The organism is Desulforhopalus singaporensis (genome assembly GCF_900104445.1).
Taxonomy (GTDB): Bacteria; Desulfobacterota; Desulfobulbia; order Desulfobulbales; family Desulfocapsaceae; genus Desulforhopalus_A; species Desulforhopalus_A singaporensis.
The window spans coordinates 68,392-90,625 of the sequence record NZ_FNJI01000004.1 but is presented as its reverse complement, the minus strand read 5'-3'; the positions used below and the strand labels follow the sequence as shown (position 1 = coordinate 90,625).

Sequence of the window (22,234 nt, the reverse complement as noted above, 5' to 3'; positions counted from 1 at the left end):
GTAAAAAAAAATCCCCGAATCAATACATTCTATTGATTCGGGGATTCCCATTTTTTTCCACGAATAATCGCGCATCACCTCACCATCCTCGATGAACTGCTGCTTCAGTTGTCCAGACAGGTATTCTGACTCCCGGCTCTCTCTACTGGTTGCGCCTTCCCGTCGACTTTCAGTCAACAGTGGCTCGTTGCAACGTTCGTCCCCGGTCACAGCGGCGGGCCCGTCCCGGATTCTCACCGGGTTCCCTTAAAAGCTCTCTACGAGCATCTGAACTATGGCGTTATTATTAGCATAACGTGACAAAGTAGTCAAGTGAACTTTATCGCTATTTTTTCAAATCGAATATTTGTCCCAGCTCCGGCTTTCGCTTGACCACCCGCTGCTTCATCTCTTCATACAAGGCATGACCGGGATGCCTTTTGGCAAACTCATAAGCCTTGACATAGTTGTCTTCCACCAGCACATCGATCATCGCCAGAGCCTTCGGATGGTCCGGTGCCACCTCCAGGATATAGATGATCGCATTGGGCGTCAGTTTTTCGATATCCTCGCTTTTAGTGATGTTGTAGATACCCTCGAAAATAGCCTCTACACAGCTGTGATCCATCTTCTCCTGAAGAAGCAGCACGGAAATATTGGGATCACGGTCGAACATTGCCCTGATAACATCCCTGGTATAGACATTGTCCGGATTGGAGGTTACAAAATCATAGGCATTGGTCAGGTTCTTCACCGCAAGTGCCCGGGTCAGGTCGTCAGCCAGGGGGTGATCCGGTATCACCTTGAGCATATAGGCGATAACATCGGAACGCAGTTCCCTGATATAGTCACTCTCGATTTTGTACATTCCCCTTATGATGGCGTCGGCTCCCGCGTGGCCGGGCATGCGGTCGAGTACTTTCACGGCACTTTCGTAACTTAACCCCTTGAGCAGTTGCCCGCTGGTTGCATACATCTGACCAATCAGGATTTCAGCCTCATGGCTGTCCGGATATCGTTCTATAAAATCGAAGGCCCTGTCAAAATCCCATCCGGTAAGGTGACCGGGATTTTTTTTCACAGCCTCAAACTCTTTTTTCATCTGCCCGATTTCGCCACTGGAACCTTCACTCTCCTGTGCCGTCGCGGCGACCTCCTGCCTGGATTTCCTGTTGCGGATTCTATCCAACAAACTTTTCTTCTTTTTTCCGTTTTCGTTGTTCATTTGATCAGTCCGAAGTTTCAATTTACTACAGAGGACAATCCCCCTCTGCTTTCTGCGCAATTTATACTACAATGGCTGCTGACTTGCAAATTGTTGCTCACCATGGCCAATAAGATCGTGCCTGTCCGCCGCACCTTGACAAAAGAGGTTGCACCGGCCAAGATTGGGCGACTGGGGAAACAATAATTAATGCCACCTACCGCACCAGGAAACAACAGGTAATGAAATCCAATCAGACATTAAAGCTTCTCAACGAAAAAGCCACACAGCGGACCAGACCGGACCAGAGCCGCTACACCGCCATCTCGCTCGAAGACGCCAGACACATTGCCGCCGCAACAGAACAGTCGCTTTTTCGCGTTGAGCAGATTGGCCTTGAAGATTCCATTCTGCCGGAGCGCTACAGCAGAAATCAAAAAGCGCTTTCCTGCAAGCAGCAGCTGCAGCTGCATATGTCAAAGATAGCCATTATAGGTCTTGGCGGCCTCGGCGGAGCGGTCACCGAAATCCTTGCCAGAATCGGGGTCGGCAACATCACTCTGGTCGACGGCGACTGTTTTGATGAGAGCAATCTCAACCGCCAGCTGCTCAGTTCCAGCGAATTCCTCGGCATTGCCAAGGCCAAAGTTGCCGCCCAGAGGGTGAAGGCGATCAATCCTGCGGTTCGCGTCACGTCCCATGAGACATTTTTCACCGCTAAAAACGGCGGGGAACTGCTTGGCGACTCACAGCTTGCAATCGACTGTCTTGACACCATCCGCGACAGGTTTATCCTCGAAGAGTGTTGCCGTGAACTCTCAATCCCAATGGTTTCCGCCGCCATCGGGGGAACCTGCGGCCAGGCAACCGTGGTATTCCCGACAGATCAGGGGCTGCAGGCCATCTACGGCAAAAAAGAGGATGCTCCTTCGCGGGGGATAGAAGCGTCGCTTGGGACACTGCCATTTGCTGCGGTATATATGGCCGCGGTGGAATGCGCCGAGACAGTTTCGCTGCTGCTGGATAAAAAATCTCAGCTGCGAAACAGTTTGCTGGTCACCGACATAAAAGATCATACGGCGGAAATTTTTCATTTCCCGCCACCCGCCGGCAGCAGTACCTGATAAGCTGTCCCGAGAACGGAAAAAAGCGGGACCTGTCAACTGACCCCGTGTTTTTTCAAGTTGGCCTCAACCCGCGGATATATTTCCTCCAGCAGGTCCACTCTTTCAAGGTAGGGACACGGGTCCTGGTAGGGAAAGTCGCGGCACTGCCGGGGCCTTGCCGTATGGATGGAGCAGCGCTTGCTCAGCCTGCCGTCAAGCAGAAAGACACAGGCCCCGTGTTCGTCTGTCTTGAAGGTGTTTCTGCCTTCAAGATAACGTTTTCGAACCTCACCGTCCTCTATCCCGAAGTGTCTGGCGATCCTGTTTATATCGTCGCCATCGAGATAAAGGGTGGCGCCGGGCAGGCGATAGCAGCAGAACCCCGGACAATAATTGCAAAACCTCCTGTTCTTTCCTGCTCCGCCGGTTTTTCCGTTCTCATAAGTCATGACATGGTTGTCCCGTTTTCTCCTGTCTGTCGTCCTTGCCTTCAAGCAAGAGTCCGCCCCCCAACCGGCCACACCCATCTACGGGCTCCCTGTTCGCAACAGACCGGGTCTTGAATGGATATGATAAACTCAAACACACCCCTTATAACAGGATTTTATTCAACCATCAGGTGAAAAAAGGGGGACAAAGAATAATTGGATTATTCGACATTTTGTAGTATTACTGCAGCTGGTACAATCGTGTCCCGCTGTTGCCGGCTTATAGACAACTTCAAGCAGATGCCCATCCGGTTATGAACCATGCCCTCGTTTCCCTTGACCTTGGCAGTCAGGTCAGGAAATTACGAAATAAAAGAGGATTGACCCTGCAGGACCTCGCCGATCTTACCGGTCTTTCCAAACCCAACCTGAGCCAGATAGAAAACAACCTGGTCACTCCGCCCATTGCTACTTTATTAAAGATATCCTCTGCCCTTGGTGTCGGCATCGGCTTTTTTTTCAAAGAATCAGAACCGGACCGCGACATCGTTGTGGTAAGAAGAGAAGACCGTACCGGCATCGCCAAGGGACCGCACGTTTCGCAAATCGGCTATCAGTACGAACCCCTTGCATATCCGAAAGTAGAGAAAATGATGGAACCGTTCATCGTCCATATGGAAGAACGGGCTGCCGAAGATATCGTCTACAACAACCATCGGGGGGAGGAATTTCTCTACGTGCTCAACGGCACCCTCGAATTTCACCGCGGCGAAACGACGGTTACCCTCAACCAGGGCGACAGCCTCTACTTCGATTCCTCTCTCCCCCATGGATACAGGGGGGTTGGCGGAACTGTGATCACTCTCGTGGTTATTTACCGTCCCGACTAGGACGAAAAGCTCCTCCCAACACTCGAGCATTCATCTCTTTTTCTTTTTTTTCGCCGACTTCCATTGCCGGTTCTTTGTCTTGTTTCTAGCAAAAAGACAAGAACGTCAGCGGCATTTTGCCCCTACCGTTTTCCCCCGTATGTTTGACTGTATAAAAATAATTTTTGTATAATTAAATATAGCCTGAGCAAAAGACGATCGACCCCCCTCAATACAGGAGGTGCATCATGACAGAACCAAAAGGCTCAACCCAAATTGAAACTGATCGGTGTAAGGGATGCGGTCTTTGTGTGGCGGTCTGCCCGCTTGAGCTTCTCACCCAGGACGAAACGACAGTCAACATAAAAGGCTATTTTCCCGCAAAAATAAAATATCCTAAGAAGTGCAAGGGGTGCGGCTTCTGCGCGCTCATGTGTCCGGACTCGGTAATAACGGTGTGGCGGGCCGAAAAACAGCGGAGGGTATGCCATGCCTAAATCGCTCATGAAGGGAAACGAGGCTCTTGCCAAAGGAGCAATATTGGGAGGCTGCACCCACTTTTTCGGCTACCCCATCACCCCGCAAAACGAAATTCCCGAATTTCTTGCCCGGGAACTGCCCAAAACCGGCGGGATCTTTTTGCAGGCGGAAAGCGAAATTGCGGCGATCAATATGGTGTACGGCGCTGCGGCAGCGGGCGGCAGACCCATGACCAGCTCGTCCTCCCCGGGAATCGCCCTGATGCAGGAGGGCATCTCCCTGCTCGCGGCGGCCGAACTGCCAAGCGTAATTGTAAACGTGCAGCGCGGCGGTCCGGGGATCGGGACAATCCAGCCTTCGCAATGCGATTACTTCCAGATGACGAGAGGAGGGGGAAACGGCGACTATTCCATTATTGCCCTTGCCCCCTCCACCGCCCAGGAAAGTGCGGAGATGATGATCGACGCGTTCGAGCTGGCACAACGGTATCGTACCCCGGTATTTATCGTCAGCGACGGCATGCTTGGACAGATGATGGAACCGGTAACAATGCCCAGCAAGGTACCCCAACAATCGGTAAAAAAAGATTGGGCGGCGGTAGGCCACGACAATCGCCGGCCCCCGATCACCATCAAGACCCTGGCCCTTGACCCCTGCGACCTGGAACAGATCAACCTGCGGCTTCAGGAAAAATTCATGAGGATCAGGGAGAGTGAGAGCCGATACGAAACATACCGGATAAGCGAAGCCGAACTCATATTCTGCGGCTACGGCTCCGTGGGACGAATTCTGAAAAACAGCGTGGACCAACTTCGCCATGAAGGCGTCAGGGTGGGTCTGCTGCGTGTCAAGACATTGTGGCCGTTTCCCGTGGAAGCGTTCAACGTTCTGCCGCCCCGCTGCAGGCATATCCTTTCAACCGAGATGAACTGCGGCCAGATGATCGATGATGTAAGGCTGGCGGTCAACGGCAAAATCCAGGTAACCCACTACGGCCGTCCCGGAGGCATCATCCCGACTCCGGAAGAACTCGCCGACCACGCCAAAAATATTCTGGCAGGAGGTTGTCAATGAACCTGATCTACACCAAATCAAAAGGCTTGACCGACCGGGAAACCCATTACTGCCCCGGCTGCAGTCACGGCATCATTCATAAGCTGGTGGCGGAAACCCTCGTCGAGCTTGATATCCTGGGATCAACCATCGGCTGTGCGGCGGTCGGCTGTTCAATTCTTTGCTATAACTATTTCAAGGTCGACATGGTCGAATGCGCCCACGGCCGTGCTCCGGCGGTGGCCACCGGCATAAAGCGGACCCAGCCGGACAAAGTTGTGTTCACCTACCAGGGTGACGGCGACCTCGCCTCCATCGGCACCGGTGAAATAGTCCACGCTGCACACCGCAGTGAGAAGATAACCACTATTTTTGTAAACAACGCGATCTTCGGCATGACCGGGGGCCAGATGGCGCCGACGACTCTCCCTGGCCAGGTGGCGACAACCGCTCCCCAGGGGAGGGACACCTCACACACGGGGATGCCCATCAGAATTTCGGAGATGCTGGCACAGATTCCCGGTGCAACCTACGTTGCCAGGGTTTCCGTACATGACCCCAAAGCCATAGTCCAGGCGAAAAAGGCTATTGTAAAGGGCTTCAAGTACCAACTGGAAAACCGTGGTTTTTCACTGATCGAGGTACTTTCCAGCTGTCCGACCGGATGGGGATTATCCCCGGTTGACGCCATGACGTGGCTGGAAGAAAACATGATCCCCTACTATCCGCTCGGAACATTCAGATCTCAGGAGGAAACGCGTGATGTTTAACGAAAGAATACTCTGTGCCGGATTCGGCGGACAAGGAATAATGTCACTGGGGCAGCTGCTTGCCTACGGCGGCATGAGTGAAGAACGACACGTATCGTGGATCCCTTCCTATGGACCGGAAATGAGAGGGGGAACCGCATATTGCAGCGTGGTCCTCTCGGAGAAAGAGGTAGGCTCCCCGATTGTCACGACAAACGCGACCACCGCCGTTATCATGAACACCCCGTCGCTTATTAAATTCGAAAAAAGCGTAATCTCCGGGGGAATAATCCTGGTGAACAGCTCCCTGGTGAACCGCAGGGTCACGCGCAAGGATGTCAACGTATATTACATTCCCGCGGTCGAACTTGCCGGAGAGTGCGGCAATCAGCAGGCTGCCAATATCGTGATGCTCGGGGCCTACCTTGCCCTGACCCAGGCGGTTACCGAGAAAAGCATTATCAGTGCACTGCCCAAAGTGTTCGGCGAAAAACCGAAAAAATTCATCGACCTCAACAGACGGGCACTGGAGCTTGGCCAAAAAGCGGTCCTTGGTCACGGTCCCAAACTGGCGGCGGCCTGACCACGAACCATGGATTCAACCGGTTGACGGGAGGCAGAAACCATGAACATCTACAAAAGGGTTGATGCGGCAGGGTATGAGGAGATCGTCAGGTGCGACAACAAGGAACTCGGTTTCGTCGGCTTTATCGCCATTCACAACACCAATCGGGGCCCGGCACTTGGCGGCGTCCGGGTATGGAATTATGAATTTGAAAAGGATGCGCTTACCGACGTGCTCCGGTTAAGCCGGGCAATGACCTATAAAAACGCACTGGCCAAACTCCCCCTTGGCGGCGGCAAGGGGGTTATCAAAACAGATCTTGAAAAAGTGGACAGGACCGCTCTTTTCCGGGCATTCGGCGATTTTGTGGAAACGTTTGACGGACGCTACATCACCGCCGAGGATGTCAACTCAACCCTTGAGGATATGACAGTAATAAAACAGCAGACCAGCCATGTCGCAACCGTCGGCGCCAGCGGAAACCCGAGCCCGTTTACCGCCTATGGCGTCTATTGCGCGATAAAGGCGAGCGTCAGGTTCAGGCTTGGCAGAGACAGCCTGACGGGGCTGACGGTGGCAATCCAGGGTGTTGGCGAAACTGGAAGCCGCCTGGCCAGGCTCTTGGGCTGCGACGGGTGCAACATTATCGCCGCCGATATCAACGACGCAAACCTTGACCGGCTTGCACAGGATCTCACCTTTACAAGGGTAGCTCCGGACCGGATCTACAGTACCAGATGCGATGTGTTCGCCCCATGCGCCATGGGGGGAATCTTGAACAGCAACACCATCCCGAAGCTGGCCTGCCCAATCGTGGCCGGAAGTGCCAATAACCAGCTCGAAGAAGACCAGGACGGAGTCCGGCTGCTGAAAAGGGGGATTCTCTTCGCCCCCGATTATGCCGCAAACGCCGGCGGGGTGATCAACATAAGCTGTGAACTGGGCGGCAGCTACGATCCTGAAAAAGCGATGCACATCACCGCCCAAATCGAGAAGACAATGCTTGATATCTTCAGGGAAGCGAAGAAGCGCGGCCTACCTCCGGCGGTGATCGCCGACCTCAGGGCCGAACAGCTGTTCTCCCTGAAAGCTGCGGCCTGAAAAACAGACACAGCTGTTGCCAAGATCGTGGCACCTCCGGCGGACAGTTCTTATACTTTCAGGTGCGGCCCCTCTTCAAAAAACTGTCCGGACCGCCGCGCCTTGAGCCAGGACAAAGCTTGAGTGCGGCGCCGTATCACGGGAAAATAACGATGAAACTTCTTCAGGCGAGAACCAGGGGGCTCCACCCGGTAATCCAATCCCGCTGGTTCGAGTTGAGCGGTAAACTGAATCTTTTTTATTTCACCGACCCAGCAGAAGGGGTGCGTTTTTTCCAGGCGCTGCAGACCCTCAATCCTCCCTATTGCTGTGATACCGTAAGACCTTTTGCCGACCTTGCCGCAACCACCAGCTGGCGGGGACATAAGCGAAAAGTGGTTCCGGCAAAAAGAACAGTCGCCATAGGGATCTTCGATGGCGGGCCCGGCCTGGCCAGAGAACTCGGCGCCATCAGCCCGCCGCTCTACGAAATCGACAGGATAGAGGTGGGAAGAAGAGTCGACTGCAGCCGATGGCTCAATTTCGTTGAACTCGCCTCGTCGGTCCGCTGGAGTTCCATGGCGGAAGAGGTTCAAAAACTCATCGAGGAGATTGGTCCGGCAGCACCTGAAACCGGAGCGACACTGCACGCTCTGACCAGAAACCTGCGTCCGGGCGACCGGATAAAAAACCAACTCGCCGATTCACTTACAGCACTGCTTACCGGCCTGAAAAACAATTGCGCCGAAAATTTTTCCGTCGATATCACCGCACTCCAGGAGTCGGCCATGCGACATGGTCACTTTCAGCGGGCCAGGGAGATAGTCTACCGCCGGCTGCCTCTTCTGGTATATATTGACGACTCCTGCCTGTCAGCCCGGTCAGGGCCGCCCTTCCTCCCTCGCAGTGACAATGATTGGTGCACGTTACCCGGCGGCCATAAGGCGTCGCCAATTGACCGGATAAAAAAAATGATCGACATGGGAGTCAGGACGTCGCAGCGTCAAAACGGTGGTGAGCCGATTTTCCTTCTGGCACCCCTTGACAACAGCCCTGACCTGTTGGCGCCGGACGAGCTGCTCGACCTGATCCGCACCACCGCTGAAAAATATCAGGTCCTATGCCTGTGTTCCGACCAGCAATTCCTGGAAGATATCGTGGCAGAAAAAAAATACCGCGACCACCAGCTGATGGCCAGCTGATTGTCGTGAACGGTGGGCGGGACGGGAAAAGTTCAGACCCGCCGCTATTTTCACATGGACAGTCCCTAACAAGCACTGTATACTGAGCGTTCCATATATATTCCTAACCTTTATCAATCCAGCCGGACAATGACCCTGTTTACCCTGTCACAAATTCTTGTCGGAATCGCCATCTGCACCGACATCGTGTCTTTCCAGTTTAAAAAGAAAGCACATATTGTCTGCTGTCTGCTGATATCATGCATCTTGATTGCCGTCCACTTCGCCTGCCTTGGCCACTGGACCGCTGCCCTGCTCGGCATGCTCGCCGCAGGCCGATTTGCAATCAGCCTGTTTACAACGTCGAAGCTGTGCATGGCGCTTTTTATTTCCGCAGCCGTTGTCGCCTCACTCCTGACTTTTGAGGGAATGCTGTCGATCCTCAGCTGCTCCGGAGCTGTGTTCGGCACCATCGCCTCCTTCAGCAGGGAAGACAAGCAGCTGCGCCGACTCATGATGGTCGCCACCACTTTCTGGCTGATCCACAACTTCCTGGCCGGTTCCCCGGCGGCAGTGATCATGGAGTGCATCTTTCTGGGCTCTAACCTGGTGGGCTATTTTCGCTACTATATCCGTACCCCGAACCGGGCGTTTGGCCTTTAACCCAGGTCAGACCGGGTCTGCCGGAGTGCAGCCGTCATCGATCTTGATCATCCCCTGGCCGCCTCTTCCCGTCTTCTTCCATCCGGCCGCAACCTGGCCCTGGCCAAAGCTAAAGCTCATCTGCTGGCCATCGGTGGAAGGACGGGAACTTATAACCGCAATTCGCCTGCGCCACAGCCGGGGGTAAGATATCTGCCGGCTATCTTACAGTAATAAATTAAATAATAAAACAGTATTGATGTTTGACAAAAGCGGTTGTATCCTGATAGGACAGGAAGCGATGGACCGGATTTCCTTAAAAAAACAACAAACCACAGGGGAGCTGCTCTATGGAACCGATGGTTGTCACGACAGATATGATCATCGTATTCTGTCTTCTTTCGCTGGCTATATTCCTTTTCATAACCGACCTGCTGCGAGTGGACCTCGTGGGACTTTTGATGATGACCCTGCTGCCTCTCACCGGAGTTCTCACCGCCGAGCAGGCAATCGCCGGCCTCAGCTCCAATGCCGTGGTATCGATAATCGCAGTCATGATCATCGGTGCCGGGTTGAACAAAACCGGCATTATGAACGTGGTCGCCGCCCAGATCATCAAGGTGGCGGGCCGGAGTGAAAACAGAATCCTGGCCACCATCTCGATCACCGTGGCGGTTATTTCAAGTTTTATGCAGAATATCGGCGCGGCTGCCCTGTTTATGCCGGCTACCATGCGTATCAGCAGGCAGCTGAACTTTTCCGCGAGTAAGATTCTCATGCCCATGGGATTCTGCGCCATCATAGGCGGCTGCCTCACCCTGGTCGGTTCCAGTCCGCTGATTATGCTCAACGACCTGATGCAGGGGTGGTGGCAGAACAATATCGAGGCGACCAACAACAAGGAGTTTGTCCCCCTCACCCTGTTCTCCGTCACCCCGGTGGGAATCGCCCTGCTGGTGGTCGCGGTCTTCTATTTTGTGTTATTTGGCAAAAGGCTTCTGCCCCTTGACGTATGCAGCCTGGACGAGGACTGCATGGACAAGCGGCTGACCGACATTTACGGCGAAGAGGTGGGCCACAGTTACGAGCTGAAAGTCCCCGCCTATTACCCGAGCCTCACCTTGGAAGAACTCAAGATAAGGCCTAAATATCATGTCACGGTTGTCGGCATCGCCAAAAAGGAGGGGTATGAAAAGGAATTTGCCCCCACCAAGGATTCACTGATTGAGGCGGGCGACTCCCTGTGGGTGATAAGCGCCGAGAAAAACATCCAGAGGTTGTCCGACGAACAGGGCTGGGTGATCAAGCCCGAGCATGAAGTGTTCGCCGAAGAAAATTATCCCGACGAGTCAGGGGTTATCGAAGGAGTAGTCATCCCCCACTCCAACCTCAGCCAGCACACCATGGAGGAACTGCAGTTCCGCGGCCTCTACCAGGTAAACCCCCTTGCCATCGTCCGCCGCGACCAGATCATCATGGACAGGATAAACGTGACCCAACTGGAACAGGGGGACACCATTCTCATGCAGGGACGCTGGAAGCAGTTCCGGCTGCTGGCCAACCAGATGGATATCGCCTTTGTCCACGACATCCAGGGAGAGGAACTGAAACCGGAGCGTACCCGCTGCGCCATCTTTTTCCTCCTGATGGCGCTGACCCTGGCCCTGGTGTTTGAGGTCAAACTCTCCATCGCCCTTCTCACCGGAGCGCTGGGCATGATCGTCACCAGAATTATTCCCGCCGACCGCGCCTACGAAGCGGTGGACTGGAGGACGGTCTTTCTGCTTTCCGGCCTCATCCCGCTGGGTACGGCGTTTGAATCGACAGGGGCCGCAGCATTTATCGCCAACAGAACGCTGGCGGCCGTCGGAGAACCGACGCCATTAATCCTGATGCTTGTCATCTCCCTGCTGACGGCCTTCTTTGCGCTTGTTGCCTCAAACGTGGGGGCGGTTGTCCTCATGGTCCCCCTGGCCATGAACATGTCGGCAACCATAGGTACAGACCCGATATTGGCCGGACTGGTGGTGGCGGTCTCCGCATCAAACACCTTCATCCTCCCCACCCACCAGGTGAACGCCCTGATAATGCGGCCCGGCGGCTACCGAACCAAAGACTACATGAAGGCTGGCATCGTCATATCGGCGCTGTACACCGTCGTGCTCCTTGGATCGATGAAGTTTTTTTTCGGCCTTTGACCCGGTGCAGCGCGGCCACCGTGATACAGGCGGTCAGCTCACCAGCGCCAGGGTTGTTTTCCGACAGTGATTGATCATGTCGCCGCAAACCGACCCGAGAAGGACCCTGGCAATGTTGGATCGATCCCGTCTGCCGATAAAACAGATGGTTGCGTCAAACGAGGAGGCATAGGTGGTAAGGGTTTCCCCGGGTCTACCGAACAGGAGCATGGGAACTATTTTCGCGGCGTCGACCCCCGCCTCAACGAGGACCCGTTCTGCGTCCCTGATACAATTGAATCCGGTTTCGCTGGCTTCCTGACAGTTGGTACCGCTGTCGTCAAAAAAACAGGACGGATCCCTGACGTTCACCAGGGCGACCTCCTCGACCTCACTTGCAGCACGGCTCAACAGCAGGGCAGCCTCCCGCACCGCTCTATGACTCGCCTGGGAGCCGTCAACTCCTATCATGATACGGGCGGCCGGTGACCGCCCCGCCGGGAACCCGTTTTCACCGATGACATATACCGAGGCGTTAAGATAATGGTGCAGCACTCCGCTCACCACGGTATCCATCTCCGAACCTTCATCTTTTTTTCTGCGGGAAACGACCAGGGTGGAATAGTGTTCGTCTTCGCAGACCGAACAGAGTTTTTTTACCGGGTCACCATCCTCTACCCGTATCTTGCCGCGCAGCGTAACCTTGCTGCTGTCGAGAAGGGCCTGGATGTCGGCGAGCAGAGGCCTGACAAGCTCCTGATGGTGCCTGTCGCGCAGACGCTGCATGACCTCCGACGACAGAACATGACCGGCGCGGATATCGATGTTGTTAAGATGCTCGGTTAAAAAAGATCCGCCCACCACATGGAGCAGATCGATCCGTTCCAGGTCTTCCTTCATGATTCGGGCCGCCATCTCCAGGAAAGGCAGGGTATTCCTGAAAAGATCAATGTTTTTCACCGGAATAAGCAATCGGCTAAGAGGAGAAATCGTTACGTCTTTCATGGCTGGGCTCCTTCGTTTGTCAGGACAAGCCTCTGCGCATACAACCCGCCGGCAATACCCCCACCGGGAGAACAATCACAGCACCAGTGGCTTCCTGCAACACGTCTTTACTTTACAATAGGTGTTAGTAGAACATCAGCAACCAGACATTGGCTATGGCCACACTTATTATCATATACAGAAACGCCACCTTCATGAATGCAAAAAAACGAACAGGAAAACCGGCAGATTCGGCGATCCCCAGCGTAACCACATTGGCACTGGCGCCGATCATGGTGCCGTTACCACCGAAACAGGCGCCAAAAGCCAGCGCCCACCACAAGACCCCGTTCTCGGCTCCGGGGATGACCTGGGTCAGATAGGCGACTATGGGCAGCATGGTGGCGGTGAAGGGGATGTTGTCGACAAAAGCGCTCATAATGGCCGACACCCACAGAATGAGACAGATGGACATTACCAGGTTGCCACCGGCCAGACTGCGCACCCAGTCGGCCACGATATCGAGCAGTCCGGTCTCTTCCACCCCCGCCACAAGGATAAACAGAAACATGAAAAAGAGCAGTGTCGTCCACTCGATATCCTTTTCAATGAGCTCCAGCAGGTTTATTCTATTGGTGACAAGCCCGAATGTAAACAATAGCGATGCTCCAAACAGTGCGGCTACGCTGACTTCCATATGCCAGACGCTGTGGGTCAGGAAAAAAGCAACCACTATGGCCATCACCAGCAGCCCGAAACCGAGCAATGTCCGGTCAGTTATCCTGTACTCCGCCCTAAGGCTCTCTGTGAACCCCTTAATATCGTCAATATTTGCCTTTTTATAATCCTTGGCGAAAACAATTTTTGTATATACGAACAGAAAAACCAGCGCGACGACGCAGACCGGCGCCAGGTTCACGACAAATTCGACAAAGCTCAGCCCGGCATAGGAGCCGATCATTATATTGGGCGGGTCGCCGATAAGGGTGGCGGTTCCGCCGATATTTGAAGCGAGAATCTCGGGGATAAGCAGCGCCGCCGGTGCGATTCGCAAGGAGACGGCGATCTCGATGGTGACCGGAGTAAGGAGCAGCATCGTGGTAACGTTGTCGAGAAAAGCGGAGGCCACGGCGGTAAAGCTCATCAATATTATCGCCAGCAACAGAATTTTACCCCGGGCAAGCTGATAACATTTATAGGCACACCACTGAAAAATCCCGGTATGCTTGAGTATCCCGACGATGATCATCATCCCCATAAGCAGGAAAATAACGTTCATGTCGATTGCCTCTATCGCTCTTTCATAGGAGAGGATGTGGTATTTCGGATTCAAGGTCCCCAGGGTGTACGATACCACAAGCATGATCGACGCCCCGAGCATTGCGGCAACGGTCCTGTGCAGCAGCTCGAAAGAGATGAGAATATACGCCAGGACAAAGACAATGGTCGCCAGCCAGAATGCCGGTCCCGCGTCCCGCTTCATCCTGATTTCGGCCATGGCGATCACATTTTTCCCCGCCGTCGTCAGTTCATGCTGTTCGAGGATATAGCTGTTATCGGCGAAGCTGGGTTTGTGGGCTGTAATTTCCAGCACATTTTCAGGATCCAGCAACTCTTCACCGAGCAGGAAACTGGCATGGTATGTCCCGTCTTCCTTGGTCAGAATTTTCCCGCCCTCCCTGACAGACCCTGCACCGGCGGGATCTTCCAGGGACTGTCCGTTTAAAAAAACCTCAAGGGCGGCGTTTGCAACGCCTCTGCCGTGAGAATCGAGAACGGTGCCCAGAACCTCAAGGGACACAGGCTCGGAGGGAGTGGTGCCTTTTGCCGACTGGGCAAAAAGAGCCGAAGGATAAAGAGATAAAAACAAAACCGTCAACAACACAACGCAACGACCGGAACAAACCGTTTTATATCCGTTTTTCAAAGGCATAACCGACCCCTTATCGTTACCTGAAAACACTTACCGCAACCAGCAGCAACCACACCTCATTGTCAGGAGGTCCAGCTCAGTATTCCACCTTAACGGGCAGGTGTAAAGATCTTACCTAAAATATTTTTCATAAAAAAAACGACAAGCTATTGGCCCGGCTATTGGATCAAGCGGGAAAACCAGGCACGGTTGACCGGGAAAATGCGGTCCCCGACCTTCTTCTTTTGCGCCGCACCATCAATCACCGTCGAGCACCCTGCCAAGTCCGCCGAGTACAGAGCCTTCCCCCTTACTGCTGCCGCCCGCCGACGGTGCATGCTGGATTATCCGGTCCGCCATCCGTGAAAAAGGCAGGCTCTGGAGGTAAACCGTTCCATGGCCGCTCAGGGTTGCCAGAAACAATCCCTCCCCGCCAAAAAACATGGATTTGAGATTGCCGGCTCTTTGAATATCGTAATCAATGGTCGGGCTGAACCCGACAATACATCCGGTATCCACCCTGATGGTCTCCCCGTTGAGCTGCTTTTCCATAATAGTGCCGCCACCATGAAGAAATGTCATGCCATTGCCCAGCAACCGCTGGAGTATAAAACCTTCTCCACCGAAAAAGCCGGCTCCCAGCTTTTTGCTGAAAGATATGGTGACCCTGGTACCAAGGGCTGCGCAGAGAAACGCATCCTTCTGGCAGATAAGCTCCCCACCGATTCTCGCCATATCCACTGGAATAATTTTTCCAGGGTAGGGGGCACTGAATGCCACCCTTTTTTTTCCCTGGCCCTGGTTGGTAAAATGGGTCATGAAAAGGGATTCTCCACTGATGGCTCGTTTGCCGACATCCAACAATTTGCTCATGAATCCCTTGTCCGGCCGCGATCCATCTCCCATCTTGGCCTCAAAGACGATTCCATCATCCATCCAATTCATGGCGCCGGCTTCGGCAATGACGGTTTCACCCGGATCGAGCTCCACCTCAACGGTTTGCATATCATCGCCGAATATTTCATAATCGACCTCATGACATCTCATACATTCCTCCAGGATTTAACGTTAGGGATTTGCCACGCCCAGGTGGTGATCTCTCACAACACACCACTGCCCGGGCGTCCGGCAACAGACTTGGGTGAATCTTGCGTGAAACTCTTTCTAAAAAGAGCAACCATCTTATCCTCGCTGCAGGTATGCCAAGTACAGATGACAGGCCTGCCCCCGGCAGCTACCTTGAATTTTCAGCCAATTCACCTTCCTGCCATTTAGGGCTATCGGTCACCGTATTCCATAAGAACAGCTTTACTGCTGTTGCTGTCATTTAACCATGGGAGACTTGGTCTGCCAAGGGTAACTCCCCCGGACCCTTGCCGGATAACCTTGCCGCAACTATCGCTTCGCCTGGTAATTGGTACCTTGCCCGCTCTTGCAACCAATGATAGTGAACCCTTAAACGGCAGTTACTGACAAGCAGGCAAAAGTAATTACTGTTACGATATATTTGACAGTAGTTTTCCATTCCCCTCACCAGGGAGGCGCAAATGTGTCAGCCAGTTGCCGTTTTCTTACTCTTTGTTCATCTCGTCTTTTTCGTACCGGAAACTATTGCAAGCCCCTGCCCTAACCAATTCATAATCAGTGTTCTTTTTGCAGACGAACAGGCTGCAGCCGTGATCTGCGAGGCATCTGCGCATGCCCTTACCATACTGGCCCAATATGGATTATCGCCTAAGAGACAAATATGTGTTGAGGTAATCGATCAGGAAATTGACCATCTTGGCTATAAGGCGTTTGGAAGCTATGACAGCAAAAGGGATCGGATACGGGTTATGTCTTACCAGTCAATTTTTTACCATTACACCAACCCCACCATGTATGATGAACAGTTCGATGTTATTCATTATTCCGGTGTTATTGTCCATGAGATTACCCATGCGGTATTCCACCATCATTCAACGGCAGATGCGCCGGGTCCCGCTCCTCAGGAATATCTGGCCCATGCCATTCAGCTCTTGTCACTGCCTGAGGACAGGAGAAACAGGGTGATCACAACACACAATGAACCAGGCTGGATGCCGGGGGATGCGATCAGTGATATCTATCTGGCGCTGGAGCCCGGCCGTTTTGCCGTAAAATCCTATAAACATCTTACCTCCATGGATGACCCGCGAAACTTTATTGATCTGCTCTTGACAGCGAAGTGGTTCTACATCTATGTCCCATAAAAAATAAAAGAAAGATCTTGCCCGTCAGGGATCTCTTGCAGATATCATCATCTTCCAGGGTGATTACCGACAATAGTGCAGATTTTACGGGTCAATTGCTCCTGTGGACCGGTGCGGACCGTACCAAGGGTATGACGCCTCTAAAGACGAGACAGAGATGACCGCTGCTTCTGTCAGGTTTTATGCAGGATGCCACGAGCGACAATTTCTCATTATTTTCCTTTTTGGCATTGACTTTGGGACAGAGCTTAGGCATCTTGAAATTATACAGACAGTTAAGAAACTATCACATTTCCCATCAGTTTCAGATGGATGATTAATGTAAGGTAAGCTGCTCTTATTTTATGAACAACACGCTGCGCCGTTCTGTCGGAACAAATCCTGAAAATTCATTTTTCCGATTCTTTGCATTCCTGAGAGTGTTGCCGGCAGATTTTTTCGTAATTCAAGCCTCCAAGGAGGAGATATGGCTATTATAACTATCTCAAGAGGATCCTACAGCCGCGGGAAGGAAGTCGCCGAAGCCCTTGCCGACAGACTGGGATATGCCTGTACATCAAGAGATATCTTGCTGGAAACATGCGAAGAATTTTCCACCCCGGAGATACGCCTTGTCAAGGCGCTCCATGACGCACCGTCCATTCTCGACAGGTTCAGTCACGGACGGGAGCGCTACATCAGCTATTTTCAGTCGGCCTTTTTCAAGTATATGGAAAAAGACAATATCGTGTATCACGGTCTCTCCGGCCATTTTTTCCTGCAGGGGATTGCCCACGCCATGAAAGTACGTATTATCGCCAACATGGAGGACCGCATACGCGAAGAGATGAAACGGGAGAACTCCTCGGCTGAAGAGGCGCGCTATCTCCTGAAAAAAGATGACGACGAGAGACGGCGATGGGGACTCAGCCTGTACGGCAAGGATAACTGGGACAGCAGTCTCTACGACCTGGTACTGCACATCGACACCCTTGACGTGACCAATGTCGTCGACATCCTGGAAGGAGTGGTAAAAAGCGGGCGTTTTGACGCGACGCCGGAGTCCACCGCCATGCTCAAGGAAAGAGCTCTGCTGGCCAACATCCATGCGGTAATAGTAAACTATTCACCCAAGGCCACTGTACGGATAAAAGACGGTGTGGTATCGGTCGGCAACGTCGAGGGCAGCCTGCGCCATGATAAGGATCTGCGTGAGAAGACTGCCAAAAGGCTCATCAACAAATACGGCATCAAGGATCTTGTCTACACCAGGCCGCTCAAGCCCAAAAAGGATCACATCAACCCGTTCCACAATATCGATCTGCGTTAGCCCATCGTCTGAATCAGGGTGCGCTCCTATCGCCGCAGCACTTGCCAGGCTGCGGCGACATCGGACAGGAACATTGAGACACGCTGCAACCGTCCGGCCTCAGCTCGTGAACACGTGGGGGACCGCATCATTGCCATTGTCGATTAATATGACCTCAAGTCCTGCGGTCACATCGGCCGGCAGGACCTCCAGTTCCTCTTTATTCTGCTGCGGTATCACAACAACCTTGATGCCGGCCCGTTGGGCAGCCAGCAGTTTTTCCTTTATCCCGCTTACCGCAAGAATCTGACCGCTGAGAGTCATTTCACCGGTCATGGCCACATCGCTGCGAAACGGTCGCCCGGTGAGCAGCGACAGCAGAGCAACAAAAATGGTCACCCCCGCGGACGGACCGTCCTTGGAGATAGCCCCCGCGGGAAAATGAACATGAATATCCTGCTCACTGAACAGGTGATCATCTATCCTGTATTCATCGGCCCGGCTGCGGATAAAGCTGAGAGCCGCCTGCGCCGACTCCCTCAGGATATCGCCAAGGGAACCCGTCAGCATAAGATGTCCCGTCCCTTTCATTGCCACCGCCTCCACGTTGATGATTTCCCCTCCGGTCTCAGTCCACACCAGGCCCGTGGTAATTCCAATGGCCGGCTTGCGGGATCCGACACTGGAGACATACCGTCGGGGACCTAGAAAACCAGGGATATCGTCCGCTTCGATTGTCTTTGGGGCTGCTTTTCTACTGACGTCACTCAGATGCAACAGGGCCATCTTGCGGCAGACGGTGGCAATCTCACGTTCCAGGTTACGAAGTCCGGACTCCCTGGTATATTCCGTGATGATCCGGCCGACGGCACCGGGTTCAAAACTTATCCCCTCTCTCTGGAGCCCGACCCCCTTAAGCTGCCTGGGAATGATGAATTTTTCGGCAATCCTGCATTTTTCCCGCGCGGTATAGCCGCTGAATTCTATCACCTCCATCCGGTCCCGCAACGGGCCCGGCAACCTGCTGATATCGTTGGCAGTGGCGATAAACATTATGTTGGAGAGATTGAACGGGATATCGAGGTAATAATCGGTGAACTTGACATTTTGTTCCGGATCGAGCACCTCCAGCATGACAGATGCCGGATCACCGCGGAAATCCTGACCTATTTTGTCAATTTCATCGAGCATCATGACAGGATTATTCACCCCGGCCCTTTTGAGCTCCATGATAATGCGGCCCGGCATCGCCCCGACATAGGTTCTTCTATGCCCCCGCAACTCGGCCTCATCACGAAGGCCGGCCAGCGACATCCTGATAAAACTGAACTGCAGGGCTTCGGCAATGGCCTGTCCTACCGATGTCTTGCCCGTTCCCGGGGGACCGGTAAAGCAGAGGATAGGCCCCCGGCCCATCTCGGCGAGATTCTTCTGGTCGAGAACTTCGGCGACCGTTCTGCGCAATTCGTTAAGGTTCACCGGTTTGCTGAGATAATGAGCCGCACCGCTTTTCATCGCCTGCACAGCCGAATTGACCGACGCAAACCCGGTTACCATGATCACCGGTATTTCCGGGTAACTGCGGTTCACCTCGGCAAGCAGTTCATAACCGTCCATACCCTCCATCTTGAGATCGCTGATGATGAGATCAATATCGCTGGCACCAAGAATTTTCAGCGCGGCAATCCCGTTTTCCGCACATTCACAGGAAAAGCCGTCCTTGCACAGAACATGATTCATGTTGTTCCTGGCTATTTCCTCGTCATCGACAATCAGGATATTTGCTTTTACCGACTGGCGAAGGGTTTTGGCGGCAAGGAACTCAAGAATACGCTGCTTTACCTGGTCAAGGCCCGAATGCCTGCTGTCAAGAATTGATTTGGCCCGCCCCAGCTCCAGGTGGCTCTTGGTGGAGATATTCCACGGCAGGGAGACGAGCAGCTCAACATAGTTCAGACCGATTGCATACTCGGCCACCGAAGGATCAGACTTTTCAAGTTTATCAAGCTCCTTGACAGCGGCATCATAGGCGTGGCCGGGCAGCTTGGCGCTTTTTACCTGTTGACGCATTTTTTCAAGAGGGGACTCTTCGCTCTTCTGCTCGATCTCTTCCTCTATCGGTTTGGAGTTTCTTTTGAAAAACATAGTCTACCGTCCTTTGGTTATATACGAACGCCCTGCCAGACCACTGTTTTGGCCTCATGGCTTACCGACAGAAAACACACCTTTTTCTGATCCGGCGCCCTCTTTCTGGGCCGAGTTTGTCTGGAATATGGTCGGTGCCGGTACTTTCGCTTGAATGGATATGTTTTCAACTTAAAGAGATACCACCACAGCACGTGGTTGATAAACAAAAAGCAGAGACATAAATGACTCTGCTTCCAGTTTGTTCCTGCAACCACTCCATTAAGAATGCACAAAATTCCGGCACCTTGTCAAGGATTCATCTCCTTTTATGTCTTGCGCCAATCACCTGGCCGGAGCACCCGCATGTCAGCAACGCATGCGGGCTGCAGGACGTTTGCTTTTCAGCACCTGGTCACGGCGCCGGTTGTCCGGGCGACTGTTTTTGTCGTCTGCATCCGGTCCCGTCAGCTGGGAACAATTAAAAAACACGTACCAGTCATCTCTTTTGATGTTTTTTTCCCTGGCGCGAGTACGGTCTGCGTGCTGCCTTGTAAAATATTTTCCGGCGAATGCTGCTGCTCTCCAGACAAGGTGAAGAGCGCCGACCGATATAACAAGTATTGCGAAAAAAGTTCCAGATTCCATATGATCTACCCCCCTGGCTATATTTTTTTCCAACACTTTATCTTTTCTGTCTGCTGCTCCTGTAATTTCAACAACAGATAACCGTGGTGTATTGAAAAAATCAGATACCAAATTGAGCCAACCAGGCTCTTGAAGAGATAGCGCTGCCGGCACACCGTTTTACCCGTGTTTTACCGCCTTGGCAGAACCTATCCCTTGTTCTTCGTTGCGTGCCTGGATCATTCCCTTGATCATCGCCACCGAGATAATTATTCCAGCCACCCCCAGCGCCGTCATCAGGGCCCAGAAACTGATCTCGTTCAGGACCAGGGTAAACGTCTTTTCCAGCTGGGGAATCAGGTTGAGATCAGCCAGATAGCCAGGCACCTTTGCTCCCCTTGAAACCGCGACAATCAGCATCACGGCCGCCATCACTATCTTGATAACATAATCCTTGACGTAGGTAGTACCCAGAGCGCCCAGCTGAACCCCGATCAAGGAACCGGCCAGGATAAGAAGGGTCATGCGAATATCGATAAGCCCTGAGATACCCCACTGAATGGAGCCCCACGCTCCCATGATAAAAGCCACCACCAGTTCCGTGGCACTGGCGACAAGCGCGGATGCTCCCACAACATATATCATGCCGGGAACACCGATGAAGCCGCCGACGGCAATGGTGGCCGCAAGCATACCGGTAAAAAGCCCCACAGGTACGGTTATCCAGGCAGAGATGCGTACCTTGGCCACCTTGAACTCCATCATCGGCCAGATGTTGATTTTCTGCATTGAAAGTGCAAGACGTGACGTTTCAGCCTCACTTTTTCCCTTGGCAAGCTTGTAAGCGTCCATCAGTACATAGGCGCCCACCAGGACCAGCACAAGGACGAAAACGACGCTTACGTAAAGATTTGATCCAGCATTTCCCCAATGGTTGAGGATAAATTTCTGAATTTTGATTCCTATCTGTACGCCAATAATAGCGGTGATCGCCATCACCAGCCCAAGCTTGATATCGGCCTGGCCGTATTTCCAGCGTTTATACGCACCGACCATGGCCTTGGGAAATTTATGGCACATATTACTGGCGACAGCCACCGCTCCGGGTGCCCCCAGAGACATCATCGCCGGGGTGAGAACAAAAGCGCCGCCGGAACCAATAAACCCGGAAAGCAGCCCCCCGATAAGGCCGATCGCCAGAAATGCAAATATCTTCACGACCGTCATATCCATGAACATCACGGATACATCCTTGATCACGTTGGGCCCGGCGTGAGGATCAAGACTCACCAGCACTTTCTTGTCAAGGACGATATCTTCCGCCTTTATATCACTGCCAATGGTCAGGGTTCGGAGCGTATCCTTCCCGTCAGGCTTTATTGTCACCGTTTTCGCCTGGTAATCAATTGAGGTAAAGACACCCTTCAGCACATTTTTCGGCGGAGGACCGCCCGCATAAGCGTTTTGCAGAACCGCGACAGACAACAGCGACATCAACAGGATAATTACATATTTTTTCATTTGTTCCGTCTCCTTCCAACGTTTTTGCAATAGT

The 22,234-nt window shown here is 53.0% G+C and carries 20 protein-coding genes and 1 riboswitch; of the genes, 12 read left to right on the top strand and 8 right to left on the bottom strand.

What is annotated here, in order from left to right:
* Positions 1 to 98: 98 nt before the first annotated feature.
* Positions 99 to 286: riboswitch (cobalamin riboswitch) on the bottom strand.
* Positions 287 to 325: 39 nt separating this feature from the next.
* Positions 326 to 1,204 (bottom strand): hypothetical protein, encoded by an 879-nt coding sequence (locus BLQ17_RS03540; RefSeq protein ID WP_092219863.1) that lies wholly within the window; start codon positions 1,202 to 1,204, stop codon positions 326 to 328.
* Positions 1,205 to 1,425: 221 nt separating this feature from the next.
* Between BLQ17_RS03540 and BLQ17_RS03535 the strand changes: the two genes are divergently transcribed.
* Positions 1,426 to 2,307, top strand: coding sequence for a HesA/MoeB/ThiF family protein (locus BLQ17_RS03535; protein WP_092219861.1), 882 nt, complete (start codon positions 1,426 to 1,428; stop codon positions 2,305 to 2,307).
* Positions 2,308 to 2,342: 35 nt separating this feature from the next.
* Here BLQ17_RS03535 and BLQ17_RS03530 read toward each other — a convergent pair whose 3' ends face one another.
* Positions 2,343 to 2,816: a YkgJ family cysteine cluster protein gene (locus BLQ17_RS03530; RefSeq protein WP_092219859.1), complete on the bottom strand. Its 474-nt coding sequence runs from the start codon at positions 2,814 to 2,816 to the stop codon at positions 2,343 to 2,345.
* Positions 2,817 to 3,031: 215 nt separating this feature from the next.
* Between BLQ17_RS03530 and BLQ17_RS03525 the strand changes: the two genes are divergently transcribed.
* The 9 genes from BLQ17_RS03525 (at position 3,032) to BLQ17_RS03485 (ending at position 11,534) form a co-directional block, all read left to right on the top strand.
* Positions 3,032 to 3,607, top strand: a complete 576-nt coding sequence (locus BLQ17_RS03525) for a helix-turn-helix domain-containing protein (RefSeq protein ID WP_092219857.1) — start codon at positions 3,032 to 3,034, stop codon at positions 3,605 to 3,607.
* A 227-nt stretch (positions 3,608 to 3,834) separates the two neighbouring features.
* Complete coding sequence (locus tag BLQ17_RS03520) at positions 3,835 to 4,083, top strand: 4Fe-4S dicluster domain-containing protein (protein WP_092219855.1); 249 nt, start codon at positions 3,835 to 3,837, stop codon at positions 4,081 to 4,083.
* Entirely contained in the window at positions 4,076 to 5,140 is a 1,065-nt protein-coding gene (gene vorB, locus BLQ17_RS03515) for a 3-methyl-2-oxobutanoate dehydrogenase subunit VorB (RefSeq protein ID WP_092219853.1), read from the top strand. Before BLQ17_RS03520 ends, vorB begins: the two co-directional genes overlap by 8 nt.
* Complete coding sequence (locus BLQ17_RS03510; RefSeq protein ID WP_092219851.1) at positions 5,137 to 5,889, top strand: thiamine pyrophosphate-dependent enzyme; 753 nt, start codon at positions 5,137 to 5,139, stop codon at positions 5,887 to 5,889. Before vorB ends, BLQ17_RS03510 begins: the two co-directional genes overlap by 4 nt.
* A complete protein-coding gene (locus tag BLQ17_RS03505) occupies positions 5,882 to 6,451 on the top strand; it encodes a 2-oxoacid:acceptor oxidoreductase family protein (RefSeq protein WP_092219849.1) in 570 nt (189 codons plus the stop codon). Before BLQ17_RS03510 ends, BLQ17_RS03505 begins: the two co-directional genes overlap by 8 nt.
* A 42-nt stretch (positions 6,452 to 6,493) precedes the next feature.
* Positions 6,494 to 7,534, top strand: a complete 1,041-nt coding sequence (locus BLQ17_RS03500) for a Glu/Leu/Phe/Val family dehydrogenase (protein ID WP_092219847.1) — start codon at positions 6,494 to 6,496, stop codon at positions 7,532 to 7,534.
* Positions 7,535 to 7,686: 152 nt separating this feature from the next.
* The gene (locus BLQ17_RS03495; protein WP_092219845.1) at positions 7,687 to 8,715 is read left to right on the top strand and encodes a hypothetical protein; all 1,029 of its coding nucleotides are present in this window, start codon (positions 7,687 to 7,689) and stop codon (positions 8,713 to 8,715) included.
* Positions 8,716 to 8,844: 129 nt separating this feature from the next.
* The gene (locus BLQ17_RS03490; protein ID WP_092219843.1) at positions 8,845 to 9,357 is read left to right on the top strand and encodes a YgjV family protein; all 513 of its coding nucleotides are present in this window, start codon (positions 8,845 to 8,847) and stop codon (positions 9,355 to 9,357) included.
* Between the two features lie 329 nt (positions 9,358 to 9,686).
* On the top strand, positions 9,687 to 11,534 hold the full coding sequence (locus BLQ17_RS03485) for an SLC13 family permease (protein ID WP_092219841.1): 1,848 nt from the start codon (positions 9,687 to 9,689) through the stop codon (positions 11,532 to 11,534).
* Positions 11,535 to 11,567: 33 nt separating this feature from the next.
* Here BLQ17_RS03485 and BLQ17_RS03480 read toward each other — a convergent pair whose 3' ends face one another.
* From BLQ17_RS03480 to BLQ17_RS03470, 3 genes are all read right to left on the bottom strand, one after another.
* Positions 11,568 to 12,518, bottom strand: coding sequence for a universal stress protein (locus BLQ17_RS03480; protein WP_092219838.1), 951 nt, complete (start codon positions 12,516 to 12,518; stop codon positions 11,568 to 11,570).
* Positions 12,519 to 12,642: 124 nt separating this feature from the next.
* Positions 12,643 to 14,430, bottom strand: coding sequence for an ArsB/NhaD family transporter (locus BLQ17_RS03475; RefSeq protein WP_092219836.1), 1,788 nt, complete (start codon positions 14,428 to 14,430; stop codon positions 12,643 to 12,645).
* A gap of 237 nt (positions 14,431 to 14,667) precedes the next feature.
* Positions 14,668 to 15,456 (bottom strand): TIGR00266 family protein, encoded by a 789-nt coding sequence (locus BLQ17_RS03470; protein ID WP_092219834.1) that lies wholly within the window; start codon positions 15,454 to 15,456, stop codon positions 14,668 to 14,670.
* 500 nt (positions 15,457 to 15,956) lie between these two features.
* On the opposite strand from BLQ17_RS03470, the gene BLQ17_RS03465 reads away from it, so the two are divergent.
* Both BLQ17_RS03465 and BLQ17_RS03460 read left to right on the top strand, forming a co-directional pair.
* Positions 15,957 to 16,640 (top strand): DUF6639 family protein, encoded by a 684-nt coding sequence (locus tag BLQ17_RS03465; RefSeq protein ID WP_092219832.1) that lies wholly within the window; start codon positions 15,957 to 15,959, stop codon positions 16,638 to 16,640.
* Positions 16,641 to 17,106: 466 nt separating this feature from the next.
* A complete protein-coding gene (locus tag BLQ17_RS03460) occupies positions 17,107 to 17,949 on the top strand; it encodes a cytidylate kinase-like family protein (protein WP_092219830.1) in 843 nt (280 codons plus the stop codon).
* A gap of 99 nt (positions 17,950 to 18,048) precedes the next feature.
* Here the strand turns inward: BLQ17_RS03460 and lon are convergent, their stop codons facing one another.
* The 3 genes from lon to BLQ17_RS03445 form a co-directional block, all read right to left on the bottom strand.
* Positions 18,049 to 20,073 (bottom strand): endopeptidase La, encoded by a 2,025-nt coding sequence (gene lon, locus BLQ17_RS03455; protein WP_092219829.1) that lies wholly within the window; start codon positions 20,071 to 20,073, stop codon positions 18,049 to 18,051.
* Between the two features lie 348 nt (positions 20,074 to 20,421).
* Positions 20,422 to 20,700 (bottom strand): hypothetical protein, encoded by a 279-nt coding sequence (locus BLQ17_RS03450; protein WP_143005427.1) that lies wholly within the window; start codon positions 20,698 to 20,700, stop codon positions 20,422 to 20,424.
* 159 nt (positions 20,701 to 20,859) lie between these two features.
* A complete protein-coding gene (locus tag BLQ17_RS03445; protein WP_245694973.1) occupies positions 20,860 to 22,200 on the bottom strand; it encodes a sulfite exporter TauE/SafE family protein in 1,341 nt (446 codons plus the stop codon).
* Between the last annotated feature and the right edge of the window lie 34 nt (positions 22,201 to 22,234).

Coding starts and splice junctions, on each gene's coding strand:
- BLQ17_RS03540 (WP_092219863.1), bottom strand. CDS start 1,204: ATGAACAACGAAAACGGAAAAAAGAAGAAAAGTTTGTTGGATAGAATC.
- BLQ17_RS03450 (WP_143005427.1), bottom strand. CDS start 20,700: ATGGAATCTGGAACTTTTTTCGCAATACTTGTTATATCGGTCGGCGCT.
- BLQ17_RS03520 (WP_092219855.1), top strand. CDS start 3,835: ATGACAGAACCAAAAGGCTCAACCCAAATTGAAACTGATCGGTGTAAG.
- BLQ17_RS03535 (WP_092219861.1), top strand. CDS start 1,426: ATGAAATCCAATCAGACATTAAAGCTTCTCAACGAAAAAGCCACACAG.
- vorB (WP_092219853.1), top strand. CDS start 4,076: ATGCCTAAATCGCTCATGAAGGGAAACGAGGCTCTTGCCAAAGGAGCA.
- BLQ17_RS03485 (WP_092219841.1), top strand. CDS start 9,687: ATGGAACCGATGGTTGTCACGACAGATATGATCATCGTATTCTGTCTT.
- BLQ17_RS03480 (WP_092219838.1), bottom strand. CDS start 12,518: ATGAAAGACGTAACGATTTCTCCTCTTAGCCGATTGCTTATTCCGGTG.
- BLQ17_RS03530 (WP_092219859.1), bottom strand. CDS start 2,816: ATGGGTGTGGCCGGTTGGGGGGCGGACTCTTGCTTGAAGGCAAGGACG.
- BLQ17_RS03505 (WP_092219849.1), top strand. CDS start 5,882: ATGTTTAACGAAAGAATACTCTGTGCCGGATTCGGCGGACAAGGAATA.
- BLQ17_RS03470 (WP_092219834.1), bottom strand. CDS start 15,456: ATGAGATGTCATGAGGTCGATTATGAAATATTCGGCGATGATATGCAA.
- BLQ17_RS03500 (WP_092219847.1), top strand. CDS start 6,494: ATGAACATCTACAAAAGGGTTGATGCGGCAGGGTATGAGGAGATCGTC.
- BLQ17_RS03445 (WP_245694973.1), bottom strand. CDS start 22,200: ATGAAAAAATATGTAATTATCCTGTTGATGTCGCTGTTGTCTGTCGCG.
- BLQ17_RS03490 (WP_092219843.1), top strand. CDS start 8,845: ATGACCCTGTTTACCCTGTCACAAATTCTTGTCGGAATCGCCATCTGC.
- BLQ17_RS03525 (WP_092219857.1), top strand. CDS start 3,032: ATGAACCATGCCCTCGTTTCCCTTGACCTTGGCAGTCAGGTCAGGAAA.
- BLQ17_RS03460 (WP_092219830.1), top strand. CDS start 17,107: ATGGCTATTATAACTATCTCAAGAGGATCCTACAGCCGCGGGAAGGAA.
- BLQ17_RS03510 (WP_092219851.1), top strand. CDS start 5,137: ATGAACCTGATCTACACCAAATCAAAAGGCTTGACCGACCGGGAAACC.
- BLQ17_RS03475 (WP_092219836.1), bottom strand. CDS start 14,430: ATGCCTTTGAAAAACGGATATAAAACGGTTTGTTCCGGTCGTTGCGTT.
- BLQ17_RS03465 (WP_092219832.1), top strand. CDS start 15,957: ATGTGTCAGCCAGTTGCCGTTTTCTTACTCTTTGTTCATCTCGTCTTT.
- lon (WP_092219829.1), bottom strand. CDS start 20,073: ATGTTTTTCAAAAGAAACTCCAAACCGATAGAGGAAGAGATCGAGCAG.
- BLQ17_RS03495 (WP_092219845.1), top strand. CDS start 7,687: ATGAAACTTCTTCAGGCGAGAACCAGGGGGCTCCACCCGGTAATCCAA.